We start from the raw sequence: 15794 nt of genomic DNA, 5'->3' as shown, positions 1-15794 counted from the left end.
GCGGCCCTGGAGAGCCGCGTCCGGGCCGCGCGGAGGCCCGACGCAACCGTGCACAGGCGCCGCCGCGTCCTCCACTCCGCCAGGGCGGGTGACACCGGCCAGGCATGAACGGACGTGCGGTGAGCAGGAGACCGGTACGCACAGGCACGGCACACAGCGCGTGACGCACAGCGGGTCCGGGGCCGCGGCACAGCACCGGGACAGTGCGGACACAGCACGGAGGGGCAAGGTCAGGGCATGACGATCATCGGCTGGATCATTCTGGGACTGTTGGCCGGGGCCATCGCCAAGTTCCTGCTGCCGGGACGCGACCCGGGCGGCTTCATCGGCACGACCCTCATCGGCATCGCGGGCGCGTTCATCGGCGGGTGGATCTCGTCCCGCTGGCTGGACCACCCGATCAGCAAGGACTTCTACGACGGGGCGACCTGGGCCGCGGCGATCGGAGGATCGCTCGTCCTCCTGATCATCTACCGCATCCTCTTCGGCAACTCGCGCAGCGTACGCCGCTGAGAGGCGCGCCGCTGAGAGGCGCGCGGCGGACAGCCGGACGCGTGAAGGGTGGGCACCCCTCCAGGGGGCGCCCACCCTTCGTCGTGACGTCCTGACGCCCCCGACCGCCGCGAGGCGCAGGGAATCCCGACGGCTCGGGAACCCCGACGGCTAGCGGTAGTTCACGAACTGGAGCGCGAAGTCGAAGTCCTTGCCCTTCAGGAGCGCGATGATCGTCTGGAGGTCGTCACGGCTCTTGGAGCTGACGCGCAACTCCTCGCCCTGCACCTGGGCCTTGACGCCCTTGGGACCCTCGTCGCGGATGATCTTCGCCACCTTCTTGGCGTTCTCCTGGGAGATGCCCTCCTCGATGGAGGCGAAGATCTTGTACTCCTTGCCGGAGAGCTGCGGCTCCCCGGCGTCCAGCGCCTTCAGCGAGATGCCGCGCTTGATCAGCTTGGACTGGAAGACGTCGAGGATGGCGTTGACCCGGTCCTCGGAGTTCGCCTCCATCAGGATCTTCTCGCCCGACCACGAGATCGAGGCACCCACGCCCTTGAAGTCGTAGCGCTGCGAGATCTCCTTGGCGGCCTGGTTGAGGGCGTTGTCGACCTCCTGCCGCTCGACCTTCGAGACGATGTCGAAACTGGAGTCGGCCATGTCCTGTGGCTCCTTGTATCGGGGTGCGTGTGGCGTGCGGATCGGCGGATGTGGGGGAGACCGCCGAGCCCGGCGTGTGCACGGGCCGCATCCGCACAAGCCTAGGGCCTGTCGTTTGGATCATGCGGCGGTACGCGGGAGAGGGCACCCACCGGGCTCCGCACCGGGCTCCGCACCGACACCTCGCCGGGCTCCGCACCGGGCTCCGCACCGACACCTCGCCGGGCTCCGTACCGGCTCCGCGCCGGGCTCCGTGCCGCCCGGTCCGGGTGCCGGGACCCGGCCGTCCCGGGTCCTGTGGGCGCAGCTCAATCGGGTGGCGGAGCACCCCCCTGCATCAGGTATCGTTTACGTCGTTGCCAGAGAGCACCGCCGAAAAGCGGCTCGAACGGCGGCAAAACCCGGCGGTGTGCCCGAGCGGCCAAAGGGAGCAGACTGTAAATCTGCCGGCTCAGCCTTCCCAGGTTCGAATCCTGGCGCCGCCACACGACCGAAAGGGTCTGCGACCAGCAGCAATGCTGATCACAGACCCTTTCGTCGTTCCGGAGGCACACCGGTCCGCTTTAGCCGGTTTTTCCCACTCTGTCTCACCCTGATTCGGGTGCTGACCAGTGCGTGTGGGGCAGACGTGGGGCAGCTTCCGCGGCTTCTACCTGCCGTTCCTCAGCGCCTTCTCGATCCGTGAGTTGGCCAGGTCGGCGGTGCCGTCCAGGCACTTGGCGTAGACACGGAAGAGGACAGCCACGCTGTGGCCGGCGCGAGCAGCGACCACCTGGGGTTCCACCCCCGAACTGAGCCAGGTGGAGACGGCCGCGTGGCGTAGATCATAAGGACGCTTGGCAAGCTGCGAGGCCCGCTGAGCAGGCGTGAGTGCTCGGGTGCGCGCCTCCGCCCACACCTCGCCGTACCCGGTGTCCTGGATGAGCCCACCGCGCATCGTGCGGAACAACCGACCGTCCGGCGCGATGCCGTAGGCGGTGACGTGCCACCGCAGCAGCGCGACCAGGTCGGGAGGGATCGGGACCGGGCGGACAGCCTTTCGCGGCCGGTGCTTCAGTCCGCGCCGGTCGTGCGCTTCGCCGCTGTCCGTCCAGGCCGAGCCCGACCGCGGGCGGGTCTCGCGCAGGCGCAGCGTGCCCCAACCACGGCGGGGCAGATCGCAGTCCACCATCCGGAGTCCGATGACCTCCGCCGGCCGCGCTGCCGCGTAGTACATGCACCCGAAGAACGCGACCAGGCGACGACCCCGCGCGCTCTGCGTCCGTACAGCGTCGAGCAGCGCGAGCGCCTGCCGCGGGTCGGGTACGCAGGCCGGGTCCAACTCCTCTGCCACCTGCTCCGGGGCCTTCCACTGCACCTGGGGGAGAGGGTTGTCGGAGAGACGGCCGGCGTCGACCGCGTAGCCGAGCGCGTTGTGGAAGATGGCGCGCTTTCTGCGGATGGTCGACGCCGATGCGGTCGTGCCGTCCAGCTTCTTGGTGAGGGCGTCGAGAGCGGATCGGACCCGCATCCGGTCGGCCAGCGCCGATGTTGGCAGGGACTTTCGCTCGAACCACGCCAACACCTTGGCGACTTCCTCGGGCGGTTCCTGGTCCCGTCGGCTCACGTTGAACGCCCAGCTATAGAGGGCAGTGCGCACGGTTCGAGTGTCGGCCATTCCCTTGGTGTCCCGTACGAGGGCCGGGGTGACCGTGGCCATCGCTTCCGCGAGGGTCCGCCGCGTAGAACCGGGAGCGTGCTTCCACTTCATCTCGATGTACTCGCAGGCGTGCTGGTACCAACTCACGTCGGTGCGCTCCCGGAGTTCCGCGAGCGGCACCCCGGTTTCCTCGTCGAACGGCTCGCCGGCGTGTGCGGCCCGCAGCAGTTCGGCCCGTCGGCCGTCGGCCAGGGTCTTGGTGCTGAAGGTCTGCGAGTGCGGGGTATCACCGGTTTTCCAGCGCAGTTCTGCCGAACTCTGGCCGCGGTCCTTCCGCTGCCGGACGGACCAGATCCGAACGTCGTACGTCTTCCCCATGCGGGGCCTTTCTACGAAAGGGGCCCGGCACACGCCGGGCCCCTACGCGGTGTGGGCAGCGAGCGTCAGTAGGCGGGGCGGTCCAAGTGGTTGAGCCAGTCGTCCAAGTCGACCCGCCGCACCCGCAGGTGACCGTTGGGGAGCTTGACCAGACGCGGAGCCTGCCCGCGGGCGCGCATGCGGTAGAAGGCAGCGCGGCTCATGCCGATCTCGGTGAGGACTTCGGGGAGCTTGAGCATCTTGGTGCCGGCCAAGGTGATGACTCCTTCGGGGTGTCGGGCCGTGGGGCCCCTCTCAGAAGTCCGCTACTTCCGCTACCGCCGCTACCGTGCAGGTCAGAGGGCCTTTCGGAGGTAGCGGACGGGGTAGCGGTAGCGGATGGGTAGCGGCAAGCTTCGGGGCTTGCCGCTACCGAGTTGTTGCAGGTCAGACCAGGTTGTCGGTGCCGGGTAGCGGAGGTAGCGGACTTTCCGGGGGTGGGGGCAGTAGCGCTGCCAGGCGTCGTGCAGATCGGCGGCGTAGTAGCCCTTGAGGACGCTCGCTCCGGTCTTGATGTTGCGGGAGGCGATGGGCTCGTTGTCGGCCGTCATGTACTCCGCGAGCATCTTGGACAGGCGCCGGTTGTCGAGCGGCTTGCCGCCCATGTCGGCCCAGGGGGCGTCGTCCATGGAGTTGAGCCGGTCCAGGATGGCGACGGTGGGCAGGCGGTCGATGCCGGTCATGACGTGGTCGCGCAGGTCGGTGAGCAGCCGGACACCGACGCTGCCCTTGTCGTTGGCGCGGGAGGCGGTCACGAGCGTGACGCACGCGGCGCGGGCCCGCTCGGGCCAGGGGCCGCCGACCGCGTCCGCGATGGCGAGCAGCGGTTCCCACACGTCCGCCGGCCGGTCGGTGACCCCGTCGGGCATCTCGGGCCAGGCGCCCATGACGAACCCGCGGGCGTGTTCGGCCCACGCGGAGAGCCGGTCACGGAGCTTGTGGCCCTCGGCTTCGTGGACGCGGGCCCGGAACGGCTCGACCTTCTCGTTGCGTGCGCGGCGGCGCATGCGGATGATGACCGACCGGCTCAGGATCGTGTCCGGGAGCGAGCCGAGTCCGGCGACCGCGACCGCGCAGTACGACGGGAACGCCTGGACGGTCTGCTGTCCGCCGTCTCCGATGCACCGGTAGGTGACGCCGGTGCGGCGGTGCCCGGCGTTCAGGAACCCGCGCAGTTCCTCGTTGTCCCCGGCCTTGGGGCCGAAGACGGTGTCGATCTCATCGAACAGGATCGTCGGCTTGCCGTTACCGCTGGAGACGGACCGGAACAGCGCGGCGGCGGACGCGTTGACGGCCGTCATCGGCTGCGGGACCAGCGTTTCCACGATCTCCAGTGCCCGCGTCTTGCCCGACCCCGGCTCGGGAGACAGGAACGCGATGCGGGGGGTGGAGTCGAAGCAGTCGAGCAGATGGGCGTGGGCGTCCCACAGGGCGACGGCCACGTAGGCGGCTTCGCTGGGGAAGACGTTGAAACGGCGGTGGAAGGCTTCCACCTCGTTGAGCAGCCCGGCCCCGTCGATGGTGGTGCTCATGCGGCGGCCCTCCTTTCGGGGGTGGTCGTGGGAGCTCCCATGCAGGCGGATGTGTGGGCGTCGTACTCGGCCACGAGCGCGGCCACCCGGCGGGCGCCCCTGGCGGTGCCGGTCTGACCGCACCGGCAGGCGTAGGCGGCGCTGGGTGGACTGCCCTCGCGGGTGGACCAGCAGGCGCCGTCCCAGTGATCGCGGTAGACCGGTGGGGCGAAGATCCGGAGACCGGGCTGATCCGGGGTCGGGTCGGCGCTGGGGTGCACGTCGGAGGCCGCGAACTTCTTCGAGCGAAGGGCGGTTACGACGCCCTTGCGGGCGGCGCCTTTCGGCTCGCCCACGGCCGTCGGGTTCACAGGCTGTGGAGCGGCATGCCGTCCGGTTGTGGACGGGGTGGGGCAGTCCAGGTGGGGGGAGTCGGGGCCGGTCATGCGGCTTCCCGCGGTGTGGCGTGGGCGGTGACCCAGTCCATGGCGCTGCGGATGGTGGTGCGGCACTCGGCCGGCGGCAGTCCGGTAGCCTCCCCCGCCGCCTGGATTGCCTGCTCTGCCACGTGCCGGGGGAGGTGGCCCCATGCGACGAACCGGGCCACCTTGCAGGCGCTCTTGTGGAGGGTGTTGTTGCGGCCGTGCGGTCCGCCCTCGACCGCGGCCGTGATGACCGCGCATTCGCGTTCCAGCGCCACCTGAGCGGCCCGCGTCCCGTCCCGCACAGGCGCGAGGTCCACGGCGACCGGCTTGGGCTGTTCGGTGAGCAGCGTCGCCAGCCACTTGGGGAGCGGGGCAACGGGCGCGTCATCCGTGACCTCATACGCCCCATCGGGAGTGGTGCTGCCGGGGGCGACGACGTATCCGCCCCATGCGCGGGTGTCGATGTGCGGTCCGAGACGGTTCGCGCTGCACTTCAACCGCACCCCGGCGGGGGCGGTGAAGTACAGGTGCTCCCCGCCGCGAGCGGTCCGCACCCGGTAGGTGGTGGGAATGGTCTGCCCAGTGCGCTCGCAGAGCGCCGCAAGGGAAGTCGCGCCGTCAGGCGCTCCTTCTCGCTCTTCGGGCTTGCGCACGTCCAGGTCGACCACGAGCAGCCCGGCGGGGCCGGTGGCGATCCCGACGTTGTACGGCCGCGTCGCCCATGTCGCGTGAATCAACTTGGTGTCGGTGGTGGCGCGCTGCTCGGGCTTGCGGTGCCCGCCCGTGCAGCGTCCGGTGCCGGGGCAGGCCCGTTCGGGGTGCCCGGCCGGCCGCTTCGCCCGCGGATGCAGGGGGATGACCGGCCAGCCGCGCTCGGCGGAGTTGAGGGCGGAGGCGAGCAGCGGCAGGCAGGACAGTTCCACAGTGAGGGGGCCGCTCATGCCACCGCCTCCGTGTCGCCGGGCGTGGCCTGGTCCAGGCCGAGCAGCAGGCTGTAGGCACGGGCGGCTTGGTGGATGACGACGCCGTTGCCGAGGATCTTGAGTTGGTCGGAGCGGGAGAGGCCGAGGTCGGGGTGGGTGACCCATCCGGCGTCGGCGCCCATCATCCATTCCACGAAGGCCGGGGCCAGGCGGTGGTTGCCCTTGGTGCCCGGCTCGGTCGGCTCGGGTGCCGGGCGGCCCAGTACCGCCTCCCAGCGGCGGATGGCGGGCCCGTAGTCGGTGCCGTTGGTCGCCACCCACCGGTCGTCCAGTCGGACGGCCTGGCCGGGGAGGTAGTAGTTCCCAGCGGTGTCGCGCTGGTTGGGGCCGCCGTGCGGGCCGTCCGACGCCTTCGGCGTGGGCAGCAGGTTGACCACGACCTCGTTCAGCGGGCGGGAGTTGGTTCCGATCAGGTTGGAGGCGCCGGACTTCCAGTCCCGCGCGGCGGGGGTGGGGAGCAGGGTGACGGCGGTGCGCAGGTTCATCCCGCCCCGCCGCTTGGGGGAGGTGCCGGGGCCGCCGGTGCCGTCGGCGGCGGCCGGGGTGGGCAGCAGCCTCAGGGGTTCGCCGGGGGCAGCAAGAACACCACTTCGTCCTCCAGCGTGGGTCCGTGCCCGCCCGCTTTGCGTTTGTCCGGGTGCTGTGGTCCCCCGTTGCGTCCCAACTGCGAGGTGGGGGTTTTCAGCAGCGGGATACGCGACGGCGAACCAGCGGTCCCGGCGGTGGCAGGCTCCGACCTCGGGGTCTCCAGCTCGAAGGCACATCCACCGTGCGTCATACCCGATCGCGGCCAGGTCCGCGGCGACGACGTCGAGCCCTCGGGAGCGGATGGCGGCGACGTTTTCCAGGAACACGAGTCGGGGTCGAAGTACGCGAACGGCGTGGGCGACGGTTTTCCACAGTCCTGAGCGGTCACCGGCGATTCCTCCCCGAGGTCCGGCGTTGGAGATGTCCTGGCAGGGGAAACCGGCGGTCAGCGCCACCGGGCGGGGCATGCCGGCGGCGAGCGCGGGCCAGTCCACGGTGGTGATGTCCCCGAGGTTCAAGGCGTGAGGCATCCGGGCGGCCAGCAGCCGGGAGGCGGCCGGGTCGCGTTCGGCGACCGCGACCGTGGCCAGGCCCGTGACGGCTTCCACGGCTTGGTCCAGGGCGGCGGAGCCGGTGCACAGGCTGACGTTGCCGCCCTCCGGCGGCACAACGGGCAGATGGGTCATGCTGGAGGTCTCCAGTTCGGTGTAAGTGGGCTGGATGGGCAAGGGCGACCCCGGGTTCTTGGCGGAATGGGGGTCGCCCTTGGCGTCGCTAGTGGTGGAAGTGGTTGCGCTTGATCACGGCCCGGCGGATGTTCACCGTGGTCCCGCCCCGGCTGCGGCGGCCGGCGGTGAGTACCTGCGCGGCGATGAACCCGCCGAACAGGACCACCGCCAGGGTGACGAGCTGGGTGATGAGCGCGGTGAGGGCGGTGATGAAGGTGGTGAGCATCAGCAGTCCGCCGCACACGGCGAGGAATCCGACGCCCCCGAGGGCGACGTTCACCGCCGCCCGCGCCACGGCCGGCTTGGCCGTGACTGGCTCGGGTTGGACGGGGCCGACGGCGTAGCCGGTGATGATCCGGCCGTCCGGGAGGACGACGCTCGCCACGGTGGGGACCGTGGTCGGCGGCACCGGGACGACCGGCGCCGGGGCAGCCACGGCGGAGGTGATGGGGGTGGGCTGGTGGACCTCGAAGGCCCGCAGCACGGGCCCGCTGGAGGTGTGTTCGGGGTGCATGTGGAATCCCTTCCGGTGCTCGGTCAGGGAGGCGGGACCACCCCCTTGTGGGGTGGCTGTGGAGGGGGTTTCAGGGGTGCTGACCTGCGTGCCTCCCTGACTCCCTGAACGATCATTCGTGCAGGTCAGAGTGAGGGGGGCGGGTCAGGGGGGCAGTTAGGGAGTTCTCCCTGACTCCCTGATCCGTGAGGGTTCGGCTCCCTGCCGTCAGGCGCCGGAAGCGGAATCCGATTCGTCGCGGTGGGCGATGGCGCGGGTGATCTGGTCGCGGCCGACGACCATGCGGCCGTCTGACTTGTAGGGTTCGGCGCCGGTGCCGTCCAGGACGCGGGTGAGGTCGCCGGGCGACCAGTCCCCGTACGCGTCCGCGTCCAGTGCGGAGAGCCGCTTGATCACGTCCTGTGTCCGCAGCCGGGGTGCGTCCCCTATGACGGCGGCGATGTCCGCGAGCGGGTTACGTGCCTCGCCGCGCTCGATCAGGGTGAGGGTGGTGACGCCGTCGCGCAGGGCCTTGGCCCTGTCGGTGATGGCCACGGCTGCATCGTCGTCCACGTAGTGGGTGCGCACGGTGATGGACGACTGGCCCTTGGGGATGTCGATGCCGGACGAGGCAACCACGAGGGTGCCCTGATCCAGACCGGGTCGCAGCAGGTTCGGCGCGGCGCCGCCGTCGACGGCCTTGTCCCCCAGCGCCATCCGGGCCTGGGACTCGGTGCCGAGCGCGAGGGATGCGCGGGTGTGCGCACCCTCGCGGACCAGCTTGGGCAGGTTCTGGTCAGTGGGGTCCTGGGTGCCCTGCCACATCAGGACGTTGACGGCCCGCCCCTGGTTGTGGATTTTCCGGACGGCCATGAAGTACCGGGAGGTGGCTTTGGCGCCGCCGTAGTAGCGGCCGTCCTCGTCCTTGAGCGGGCACATGAACGCCACCTGCGCCTCATCGACCAGCACGATCAGCGCGGGGAAGGTGGTGCCGGGCGGGGCCTGGATACGGCGGTTCATCTCCTCGACCGCGCCCTCGACCATCTCGGTCACCTGGATCACGTGCTCATCGGTCGGCCCCTGGATCAGGACTTGGGCCAGGCCCCCGAACATGGCCCAGTCACCCACGCCCTTCAGGTCGCCCATGAGGAACTGGACTGACTTGTCCAAGGCCAGCCACAGGGCCAGCGACCGCAGGGCGACGGTCTTGCCCTGGTTCGACAGACCGGTGATGAGCAGGTGCCGCTGATACAGGCTCAGCGCCGCCGCGTCACCCCGGAGATCCTGACCCCACGGGGCCTTTCCCTTGGCGTAGTCGGCGGTCAGTGTGTCGTCGGTGACCAGCGGAGACGGGCCGATCGGCTCGTCCAGCGCCCCGGAGTCGGCCACCCAAAGCCGCACGGTGCGGGCCGCCTGCGGGATGGTAATGAACACCTCGTGCTCGTGCCGGGACAGGTTCTCCGCGAGCTTGCGGCGCTTGCTCTGCACCTCGTTCGTGGACACCCCTGAGGGGAGGGTGACGTCGACCTCGACCCCGCACCCGGCGATGACGATCGGGGACAGCATGGAGGCGCCGGCGTCGCCCATGTCCTTGATGGCGTTGCGTAGGGCGGGGACGCCGAGGTCGCGTAGGGCCTTGACGACGATGGACGGGGTGATGGGCTCGCCCTCGCCGTTGCGGACCCGGTCCGGGAGCGCCCAAGCGGGTGCGGCCTGCTGTTTGCTGCCTACCGCCCACAGCGCCAGCAGCGCCAGGAACGGGGCGAGCGAGACGGCCGGTCCCCAGACGACCTGGACGATGGTGACCATGAGGTTGATGAACCGGATCACGGCCATCAGCGGGGTGACGACCTCGGTCGTGTCCTTCGTGGCCACCGCCATGGCGACGCCGATCAGGACCAGGCCGCCGATACCCATGCCGGTGGTGACGGCGGCGCCCTTGGCGGCGTCGAGCGGGGAGTGGAGGAGGTCCATGCGGCGGCGGTGGCGGGCGTCGCGGAAGCGCTGCCCGCGCTCCTCCCACTCGGCCGCCGCCTCGAAGTTCCCCGCGGCTTCAGCCGTGCGCATGTAGCGCTCGTAGCGGGCGGCCGTCCGGCCGTCCCACGCCCGCTTGGCCACGATCCGGGCCCCGCCCGCGACGTACAGGCCGTGCCGGGCCACTGTGCGGGCGGTCGTCCGGGTGGCGTCGTGGGTGGCGGCGGTGCGGATCGCGCGGCCGGACCGGAGCCACAGCGGGACGGGCTTGGCGGGGGCGGGGTCGGGGACCACGGTGAGGGTGGTCACGGGGTTCGGGTCGGTGGGCGGTTCGGGGTTCTTGTGCAGAGAGATGACGTTCTCAGTCATGACGAGACGACTCCTGACACCCCATGCGGGGGCGGGAAGTGAGTGGGGTGGGGTCAGAACCAGCCGGTGGACTTCTTCACGGCCTTGGCCTTGGCGTTCTCGCGGACGATCTGCGCCCGCTCCAACTGCATGGCGGAGATCTCCGCGACCAGTCGGGTCTCCGCGCTCTGCCAGGCGGTGTCCAGCCGCTGTTCCGCACGGCCCGTGCTGCGACCACGGGAGACGCGGTAGGAACCGCTCACGGCGGCGCCGAGGACCGCGCGGCGCTCCCGGCCGTCCAGCGGCCACATCTCGCGGTTGCGGACCGCTTCGAGCTTGCGCTCTGCCTGCTGGATCTCCCGGTTCAGGCGGCGGGTGTCGGGCTTGCCCATCACGCACTCCTTGCGGTGGTGGAAGAGGAGTTGCAGGGCACGCAGGTGCCGAGCGAAGAGGGGATGACGTAGCCCGCGTCCCGGTCGCACTGCGGGCAGACGCGGCGGGCGGCGTTGGCCTTGGCCAGTGCCGCCCGCCGGCCCGGCGTCATCGGACGGACGGGCTTGGCGAGGTCGACGCGGTAGAGGTAGGCGACCAGCGGCGGCCGTCGGCGGCGGGGGCGTTTGAGTTGGGCGGCCACGTCCTGACCGCCGGGCCGTAGCCCGGCGGCACGGAGCTGGCGGCGGGTGGCGTAGCCGTCCGGGGCGAGGCGCCACCGGTAGACCGGCAGCGCGGTCATCAGACGACGCGCTTCCACGCGGCGCGGAGGCGGACCTCGGACGCGGCGTGCCCGGTCGCCCGGAACCGGGCGGCCATCTCCCGGTAGGACAGGGCGGGGTCCTGGCTGTGCCGGATCTGGTCGACCACCGCGTCCAGCGCGTCATCACTGAGCGCGGGCGCCGACTCCAGCGCGGGCACCGGCTCGGACGGCCCCCATACGGGCAGGTCCCAGTGGGCCGTGACGCCGGGTGTGACGGGACGCGTCACGCTGGTCAGCGCCCGCCCGGTGTCCTCGCCGTCCCGCGCGGTTTCGAGCGTCGACCACGCCCGCGAGAGGGTCTGCGCGGTCTTGGCCTGGACGCGTGCGACGCGGGCACCGGCCTCGGTCACGGCCGTCAGCCGGGTTTCCTCCGTGGTCGCCTCGGCCCGCAGGCGGGCGCGGGCCACGGCCGCTTCGTCGCGGGCCTCCTGCCGGATACCCCGGATCGCCCCGAGCGCGGCCGGGGTCAACGCGGTGCGCTCCCACAGGCCGTGGACCAGCCACAGCGCCTTCGCGGCGATGGGCAGCCAGGCGACGGCCAGCCACGCGCCCGCCGATTTGTCGGCGGTGAGGGCGTGGGCGATGAGGACGCCGGCGGCCAGCAGGCCGAAGCACCAGCCGACGACGGTGACCGGGGTGCTGTGGTCGCCCTGCGCGGCGAGACGCCGTTCGTAGGCGAGGGTGGCCAGCCAGCCGCCGTCGATCCCGAGACCGACGACCAGCGCGACCGGCCACGGCACCGCCCGGCCCAGCCACATCATCACCACCGCGAGGGTGAGCACCATGGATACCGCCGTCATGGCGACAGCGGGGAGAACAGTCTTGGCCTTCACGCCGCACCGCCCGGCAGGCTCGTACCGGCCGTGCGGTTCAGCAGGGCGACGCGGGCGGCAAGCGCCCGGCGGCGGGCCCGGCGGATGCGGCGTGCGTCCAGCTCGGTGGGCGTGCGGTCGAGGGTGGCGATGTGCGCGTCCAGCAGGTCAACGTCCGCCAGGATGACGGGCATCTCCCGCTCGATCGCGTCCAGCTCCGCGCTGGTCGGCTCCATGAAGTCCTCGAACGCCGTAACAGCGTCCTGAACAGTAACGATGGGTTCCATTGGGTCGTGTTCCTCTCAGTCAGGAACGGCCCGAACAGCGGCTCCGGTGTTCCCGCACCGGGGCCGCGCGCCGTTGGAGTCGGTTCCGGCTCCCCTCGGCGCTGCTCGTACGAGACGAGCAGCGGAGGCAACCGGCGCGGCGCACGCCGCGAGGTTGAAGCGCAGCCAGTCGCCGCGCGGTCCGCCTTTTCAACTCGGGGAGACGGGGCCCACCTATGCAGTTCTCAAAGAGCTGGCGCTTCCTTCGAACCCGCGTCACGGGGCCCTCCGGGCGCTGCCTTACACACCGCGATCCCGGAACCGTCCGTCATCTGGTGCGCACCAATAGCGTGCAACTGGTGCGCACCAGTGTCAAGGTGGTTCGCTGGTTCGAGTGGCCGCCGAGCCGCCCTGGTGCGTCTCTAGAAGACCTCTGGAGGCAGGGTCGTCGGTAGCCAACAGGGCTTAACCTTCGGCCTGTTAACCCCTGTTGACCTGCGGCGACGTGCGTCAGGCTGACAAGGTGGTGTGAGGTAAGCCAACGCCGGGAGGTGGGCCCGTGAGTGAGGGACTTCGGAGTGCGCGCACGGCGCGCGGATGGTCGCAGGAACGACTGGTTCGCGAGATCGAGCAATTCGCCCGACGGAACCTCACAGACGTTGCATCAACCGCGAGTCTGCGGGTTTACGTGTCCGAGTGGGAGAACGGCAAGCGCACTATCTCGGACCGGTACGCGGCCATCCTGCGCCAGCTCCTTGGGCTGACCGACGGAGAGTTGAGGGACACAGCGCCGTCGTCAGGGCCGCTGCCGGCGCCGACGACAGCCGACGGCTATGAGGAACTGCTCAGCCGGATTGACGCGGCAGGCAGCGTCGGTGAGTCCATGGTGAAGGCGTTCAACGATCAGACCGAGTTGCTCCGAACCATGGACCGGCAGAGGGGCGCAGCCGGTCTGGTTGACCAGATGGCGGGCCACCTCACCTCTCTGGAAGACGCGCTCAATTTCGCCGTGCTGCCGACCGCGCGTCGGCCCGTGGCGCTCGCACTCGCGGGCGCGTCGACCCTCGCAGCGTGGCAGGCAATCGACTCCGGAGCGGTCGAGCGGGCATGGCGTCATTACGAACTCGCGAAGCGGGCGGCGCGTGACGCTGAGGCGCCGATGTACTTGGCTCACGCAATGGCGGAACAGGCGTATGTGCTCTGCGAGGCTGGCCGACCGGCGCTCGGTGTCGACCTGGTGCGCGATGCGCAGCGGACCGTAGGGCGATCCGGTTCCGCCCGGCTCCATGCCTGGCTCTACGCCGCTGAGGCCGAACTGTGCGCTCACGCGGGCATGGCGGACGACTGTCGACGCGCACTGGATGCAGCTTTGGCAAGCATCCCGCCGGGTTCAGAGGATCGCGATTCGGACATGCTGAGCATCTTCCTGAATGACGCTCACCTCGCTCGTTGGCGCGGCAACGTGCTTGCCCTGCTCGGTGACGGCGAAGCGGTCGCGAGTCTGTACGGCGCGCTGGAAGGGATCGATGCGACCTTCGTGCGCGCCAGGGCCGGACTGCACGCCGACCTTGCGCAAGCACATCTCACGCGGGCCGAGTACGACGACGCTCACGACCATCTGAGGCAAGCACGGCTACTGGCGAGCCGCACCGGTTCGGTACGGCAGCGCCGTCGCGTGGATTTACTCAGCGCGCGGCTTTGACCCCGGCCGGGCGCCGGGTGGCGAGGATGTGCAGCAGGGCAACGAGGGTGCCGGACCCCATCAACTCGCCGCGGGCCATGAGACCCGGAATATCAGCTAGCGGAACCCACTCGATGTGACCCGCTTCTTCCAGGTCGGTTGGTTCGCCAACCCTTTCCGCCCCGTGGCCGACGAAGATTTCGTGCGGCGAATCGACCATCCCCACCATGGGCTGATAGGTCACGACGTGTTCGAGCGACTTCGGCCGCCACCCCGTCTCTTCGACGACTTCCCGAAGCGCCGTATCGGCGGCGTTCTCGCCAGCGTCGACGATGCCGCCTGGGAGCTCCCAACCGAACTGTTGGGGCACGAAGCGGTACCGCCACATCATGAGCACGCGGTCCTGGTCGTCCAGGACGGCGGTCACGGCCACGTGGTGCAGTCTCACCACGTGGTGCTCGAACGGCTTCATGCCCGGCGGTTCCACGTCCCAGAGCTGAAGCTTCACCCACTGGTTGTCATACAGGTCCCGCTCACCGTGGATGCGCCACGGCTCCACGCCTTCCGGCCGCTGGATGCTCACCGCGCCGGGCACCCGGTACGAGCTGCGACCGCGTACCTCCAGTGCGCCTTCGGCAACGAGACGGGCGAGCACCTGCCGCAGCGCCGTCCGGCCGATGCCAAGCTCCTCAACCAGCGCGCGTTCCGACGGGAGCTTTTCGCCAGGGACGTACGCGCCGTCCGCAAGCCGCTCACGAAGTGTCTCGTAGACCTTGGTCGTCTTAGGTCCCATCCGCGGAGCACTCTCCGTTCTGCTGTGGTGCGTACCAGACTACTAGTCGAGTCTTGCTTTCGGGGTGCACTGTCGATACAGATGAGCTGTTTTAGTCACCTTATGTATAAGTTTGTGGGCTTATGGCTGACGTGGTAGTCGAAGATTCTTTGCAACCCCCTTGCGGGGCGCTGTCAAAGCTGGATGATTGTAGGGCGCCTACATGTTGCGTCCTGTCGTGATAAATCCTAATAGATAAGCCGTGAAGCGAGACGTCATTGAGTCCTTCTGTTGCCGTTCCGCGTTTCAGTGCCGATGAAGTTTCCGACGCCCTGGGCACACCCGTGCAATTTCTCGGGAATGGCGCATTCGGGGATACATGGAAGGTCGGTAACGAGGCCGTGAAAGTCATCTGTGTGGATGACTATCCCAAAACCCGGCTTGAGCGAGAAGTCGAAGGACTCTCGCGAGTTAATTCACCTTACGTCGTGGCATTGCATGGGGTGGAAGAGCTGAAGCTTGGAGGCCAGCAGCGGCCGGCCCTGCGCTTCGAGTATATCGAGGGTGGGGATGCTGAGCAGCGGCTGGCAAGCGGCGGGCTGGTCTCTATGGGGTCCGTTCGCGGGTTCTTGCGAGGCGTGCTGCTTGGCGTGCAAGCCATCCACAAAGCGGCAACCATTCACCGGGACATCAAGCCCGCCAACATTGCATTGCGCGACGGACGATGGGAACGTCCCGTGCTGCTAGACCTGGGCCTGGCTAAGCAAATGGACGCCAGCACGATCACGGTTTATCCCGGACACATTGGCACTATGCCCTACATGGCGCCCGAACAACTTGAGGGGCGACGTGCACGCAAAGCAGCCGACTTGTGGGCGGTGGGAGTATCGGTCAGGCAGTTGATCTCTGGTCGGCACCCTTTCTATTCTGAGCACGAGACATACACCATTGATGAGGCTTTCACTAAGCTTTCCGCTGGGCCCGAAGCCTTGCCGAATGAGTGTCCCGACGATGTTAAGCAGGTGCTAGACAGGCTTACGGCCTTCGTTGAGCATGAGCGTGGAAGCAGCGCCAGTAACTTGGCGAGACTAGCGTCGCAGTAGGGGGGGAAATGACTCACGAAGAGCCGGAACCCATGCCTGATGAGGATTTGGATTGGCTGGGGGATGACGATAGCGTAACGCAGACAGTCAACGAAGAAAAATTGGAAGAAGAAGCCGCTGCTGCGTGGCTGGCTACCGAAGAGGCCTACATTCCCTTGGATGATGGGAATGGCTACTTGGCCGTAGGGGGAACTGATGCCGGGAGTGT

General features: G+C 69.2%; 17 protein-coding genes and 1 tRNA gene. 4 read left to right on the top strand and 14 right to left on the bottom strand.

Annotated elements, in window-relative coordinates; all coding sequences use genetic code 11:
* Window positions 1–237: 237 nt before the first annotated feature.
* Window positions 238–513, top strand: a complete 276-nt coding sequence (locus GA0115242_RS16275; RefSeq protein ID WP_093829019.1) for a GlsB/YeaQ/YmgE family stress response membrane protein — start codon at window positions 238–240, stop codon at window positions 511–513.
* Between the two features lie 150 nt (window positions 514–663).
* Here GA0115242_RS16275 and GA0115242_RS16270 read toward each other — a convergent pair whose 3' ends face one another.
* Entirely contained in the window at window positions 664–1152 is a 489-nt protein-coding gene (locus GA0115242_RS16270) for a YajQ family cyclic di-GMP-binding protein (protein WP_093829017.1), read from the bottom strand.
* A 403-nt stretch (window positions 1153–1555) separates the two neighbouring features.
* Here GA0115242_RS16270 and GA0115242_RS16265 point away from each other — a divergent pair.
* Window positions 1556–1637: transfer RNA gene (locus GA0115242_RS16265), tRNA-Tyr, on the top strand.
* A 164-nt stretch (window positions 1638–1801) separates the two neighbouring features.
* Here the strand turns inward: GA0115242_RS16265 and GA0115242_RS16260 are convergent.
* The 12 genes from GA0115242_RS16260 to GA0115242_RS16205 all read right to left on the bottom strand — a co-directional run bounded on the left by GA0115242_RS16260 (window position 1802) and on the right by GA0115242_RS16205 (window position 12051).
* Window positions 1802–3169, bottom strand: a complete 1368-nt coding sequence (locus tag GA0115242_RS16260) for a tyrosine-type recombinase/integrase (RefSeq protein ID WP_093829015.1) — start codon at window positions 3167–3169, stop codon at window positions 1802–1804.
* Window positions 3170–3234: 65 nt separating this feature from the next.
* Window positions 3235–3423: a helix-turn-helix transcriptional regulator gene (locus tag GA0115242_RS16255; RefSeq protein ID WP_237549089.1), complete on the bottom strand. Its 189-nt coding sequence runs from the start codon at window positions 3421–3423 to the stop codon at window positions 3235–3237.
* Window positions 3424–3504: 81 nt separating this feature from the next.
* Window positions 3505–4740 carry a DUF3631 domain-containing protein gene (locus GA0115242_RS16250; protein WP_107461421.1) on the bottom strand — a complete coding sequence of 412 codons (1236 nt, stop codon included), beginning with the start codon at window positions 4738–4740 and terminating at the stop codon, window positions 3505–3507.
* Window positions 4737–5075, bottom strand: coding sequence for a hypothetical protein (locus GA0115242_RS16245; protein WP_093829109.1), 339 nt, complete (start codon window positions 5073–5075; stop codon window positions 4737–4739). Before GA0115242_RS16245 ends, GA0115242_RS16250 begins: the two co-directional genes overlap by 4 nt.
* 86 nt (window positions 5076–5161) lie before the next feature.
* Window positions 5162–6085, bottom strand: a complete 924-nt coding sequence (locus tag GA0115242_RS16240) for a bifunctional DNA primase/polymerase (protein ID WP_093829013.1) — start codon at window positions 6083–6085, stop codon at window positions 5162–5164.
* Window positions 6082–7341, bottom strand: coding sequence for a DNA cytosine methyltransferase (locus GA0115242_RS16235; RefSeq protein WP_093829011.1), 1260 nt, complete (start codon window positions 7339–7341; stop codon window positions 6082–6084). Before GA0115242_RS16235 ends, GA0115242_RS16240 begins: the two co-directional genes overlap by 4 nt.
* 88 nt (window positions 7342–7429) lie before the next feature.
* The gene (locus GA0115242_RS16230) at window positions 7430–7897 is read right to left on the bottom strand and encodes a hypothetical protein (protein WP_093829009.1); all 468 of its coding nucleotides are present in this window, start codon (window positions 7895–7897) and stop codon (window positions 7430–7432) included.
* A 207-nt stretch (window positions 7898–8104) separates the two neighbouring features.
* Window positions 8105–10219, bottom strand: coding sequence for an FtsK/SpoIIIE domain-containing protein (locus GA0115242_RS16225; RefSeq protein ID WP_093829007.1), 2115 nt, complete (start codon window positions 10217–10219; stop codon window positions 8105–8107).
* Window positions 10220–10272: 53 nt separating this feature from the next.
* Window positions 10273–10590 carry a hypothetical protein gene (locus tag GA0115242_RS16220; RefSeq protein ID WP_093829005.1) on the bottom strand — a complete coding sequence of 106 codons (318 nt, stop codon included), beginning with the start codon at window positions 10588–10590 and terminating at the stop codon, window positions 10273–10275.
* Complete coding sequence (locus GA0115242_RS16215) at window positions 10590–10931, bottom strand: RRQRL motif-containing zinc-binding protein (protein ID WP_093829003.1); 342 nt, start codon at window positions 10929–10931, stop codon at window positions 10590–10592. The genes GA0115242_RS16220 and GA0115242_RS16215 overlap by 1 nt, the downstream gene beginning before the upstream one ends.
* Window positions 10931–11785: a protein spdB gene (locus GA0115242_RS16210; RefSeq protein ID WP_093829001.1), complete on the bottom strand. Its 855-nt coding sequence runs from the start codon at window positions 11783–11785 to the stop codon at window positions 10931–10933. Before GA0115242_RS16210 ends, GA0115242_RS16215 begins: the two co-directional genes overlap by 1 nt.
* Window positions 11782–12051 (bottom strand): DUF6284 family protein, encoded by a 270-nt coding sequence (locus tag GA0115242_RS16205; protein WP_093828999.1) that lies wholly within the window; start codon window positions 12049–12051, stop codon window positions 11782–11784. Before GA0115242_RS16205 ends, GA0115242_RS16210 begins: the two co-directional genes overlap by 4 nt.
* Window positions 12052–12589: 538 nt before the next feature.
* Between GA0115242_RS16205 and GA0115242_RS16200 the strand changes: the two genes are divergently transcribed.
* Complete coding sequence (locus GA0115242_RS16200; protein ID WP_176729828.1) at window positions 12590–13732, top strand: helix-turn-helix domain-containing protein; 1143 nt, start codon at window positions 12590–12592, stop codon at window positions 13730–13732.
* Here the strand turns inward: GA0115242_RS16200 and GA0115242_RS16195 are convergent.
* Window positions 13716–14504, bottom strand: coding sequence for an NUDIX domain-containing protein (locus tag GA0115242_RS16195; RefSeq protein WP_093828997.1), 789 nt, complete (start codon window positions 14502–14504; stop codon window positions 13716–13718). The two genes, GA0115242_RS16200 and GA0115242_RS16195, sit on opposite strands and share 17 nt — an antisense overlap.
* A 323-nt stretch (window positions 14505–14827) precedes the next feature.
* Between GA0115242_RS16195 and GA0115242_RS16190 the strand changes: the two genes are divergently transcribed.
* Window positions 14828–15586 carry a serine/threonine-protein kinase gene (locus tag GA0115242_RS16190; protein WP_256089456.1) on the top strand — a complete coding sequence of 253 codons (759 nt, stop codon included), beginning with the start codon at window positions 14828–14830 and terminating at the stop codon, window positions 15584–15586.
* Window positions 15587–15794 lie beyond the last annotated feature (208 nt).

The sequence above is a fragment of the Streptomyces sp. SolWspMP-5a-2 genome (genome assembly GCF_900091845.1).
GTDB lineage: Bacteria > Actinomycetota > Actinomycetes > Streptomycetales > Streptomycetaceae > Streptomyces > Streptomyces doudnae.
The sequence above is the reverse complement of the archived record's forward strand: the minus strand, read 5'-3'. Positions and strand labels throughout refer to the sequence as shown.

What these genes read in the sequence shown, in the direction of transcription:
- GA0115242_RS16195 (WP_093828997.1), bottom strand. Translation starts at nt 14,504, where the DNA reads ATGGGACCTAAGACGACCAAGGTCTACGAGACACTTCGTGAGCGGCTT.
- GA0115242_RS16215 (WP_093829003.1), bottom strand. Translation starts at nt 10,931, where the DNA reads ATGACCGCGCTGCCGGTCTACCGGTGGCGCCTCGCCCCGGACGGCTAC.
- GA0115242_RS16270 (WP_093829017.1), bottom strand. Translation starts at nt 1,152, where the DNA reads ATGGCCGACTCCAGTTTCGACATCGTCTCGAAGGTCGAGCGGCAGGAG.
- GA0115242_RS16220 (WP_093829005.1), bottom strand. Translation starts at nt 10,590, where the DNA reads ATGGGCAAGCCCGACACCCGCCGCCTGAACCGGGAGATCCAGCAGGCA.
- GA0115242_RS16240 (WP_093829013.1), bottom strand. Translation starts at nt 6,085, where the DNA reads ATGAGCGGCCCCCTCACTGTGGAACTGTCCTGCCTGCCGCTGCTCGCC.
- GA0115242_RS16275 (WP_093829019.1), top strand. Translation starts at nt 238, where the DNA reads ATGACGATCATCGGCTGGATCATTCTGGGACTGTTGGCCGGGGCCATC.
- GA0115242_RS16230 (WP_093829009.1), bottom strand. Translation starts at nt 7,897, where the DNA reads ATGCACCCCGAACACACCTCCAGCGGGCCCGTGCTGCGGGCCTTCGAG.
- GA0115242_RS16225 (WP_093829007.1), bottom strand. Translation starts at nt 10,219, where the DNA reads ATGACTGAGAACGTCATCTCTCTGCACAAGAACCCCGAACCGCCCACC.
- GA0115242_RS16260 (WP_093829015.1), bottom strand. Translation starts at nt 3,169, where the DNA reads ATGGGGAAGACGTACGACGTTCGGATCTGGTCCGTCCGGCAGCGGAAG.
- GA0115242_RS16250 (WP_107461421.1), bottom strand. Translation starts at nt 4,740, where the DNA reads ATGAGCACCACCATCGACGGGGCCGGGCTGCTCAACGAGGTGGAAGCC.
- GA0115242_RS16205 (WP_093828999.1), bottom strand. Translation starts at nt 12,051, where the DNA reads ATGGAACCCATCGTTACTGTTCAGGACGCTGTTACGGCGTTCGAGGAC.
- GA0115242_RS16235 (WP_093829011.1), bottom strand. Translation starts at nt 7,341, where the DNA reads ATGACCCATCTGCCCGTTGTGCCGCCGGAGGGCGGCAACGTCAGCCTG.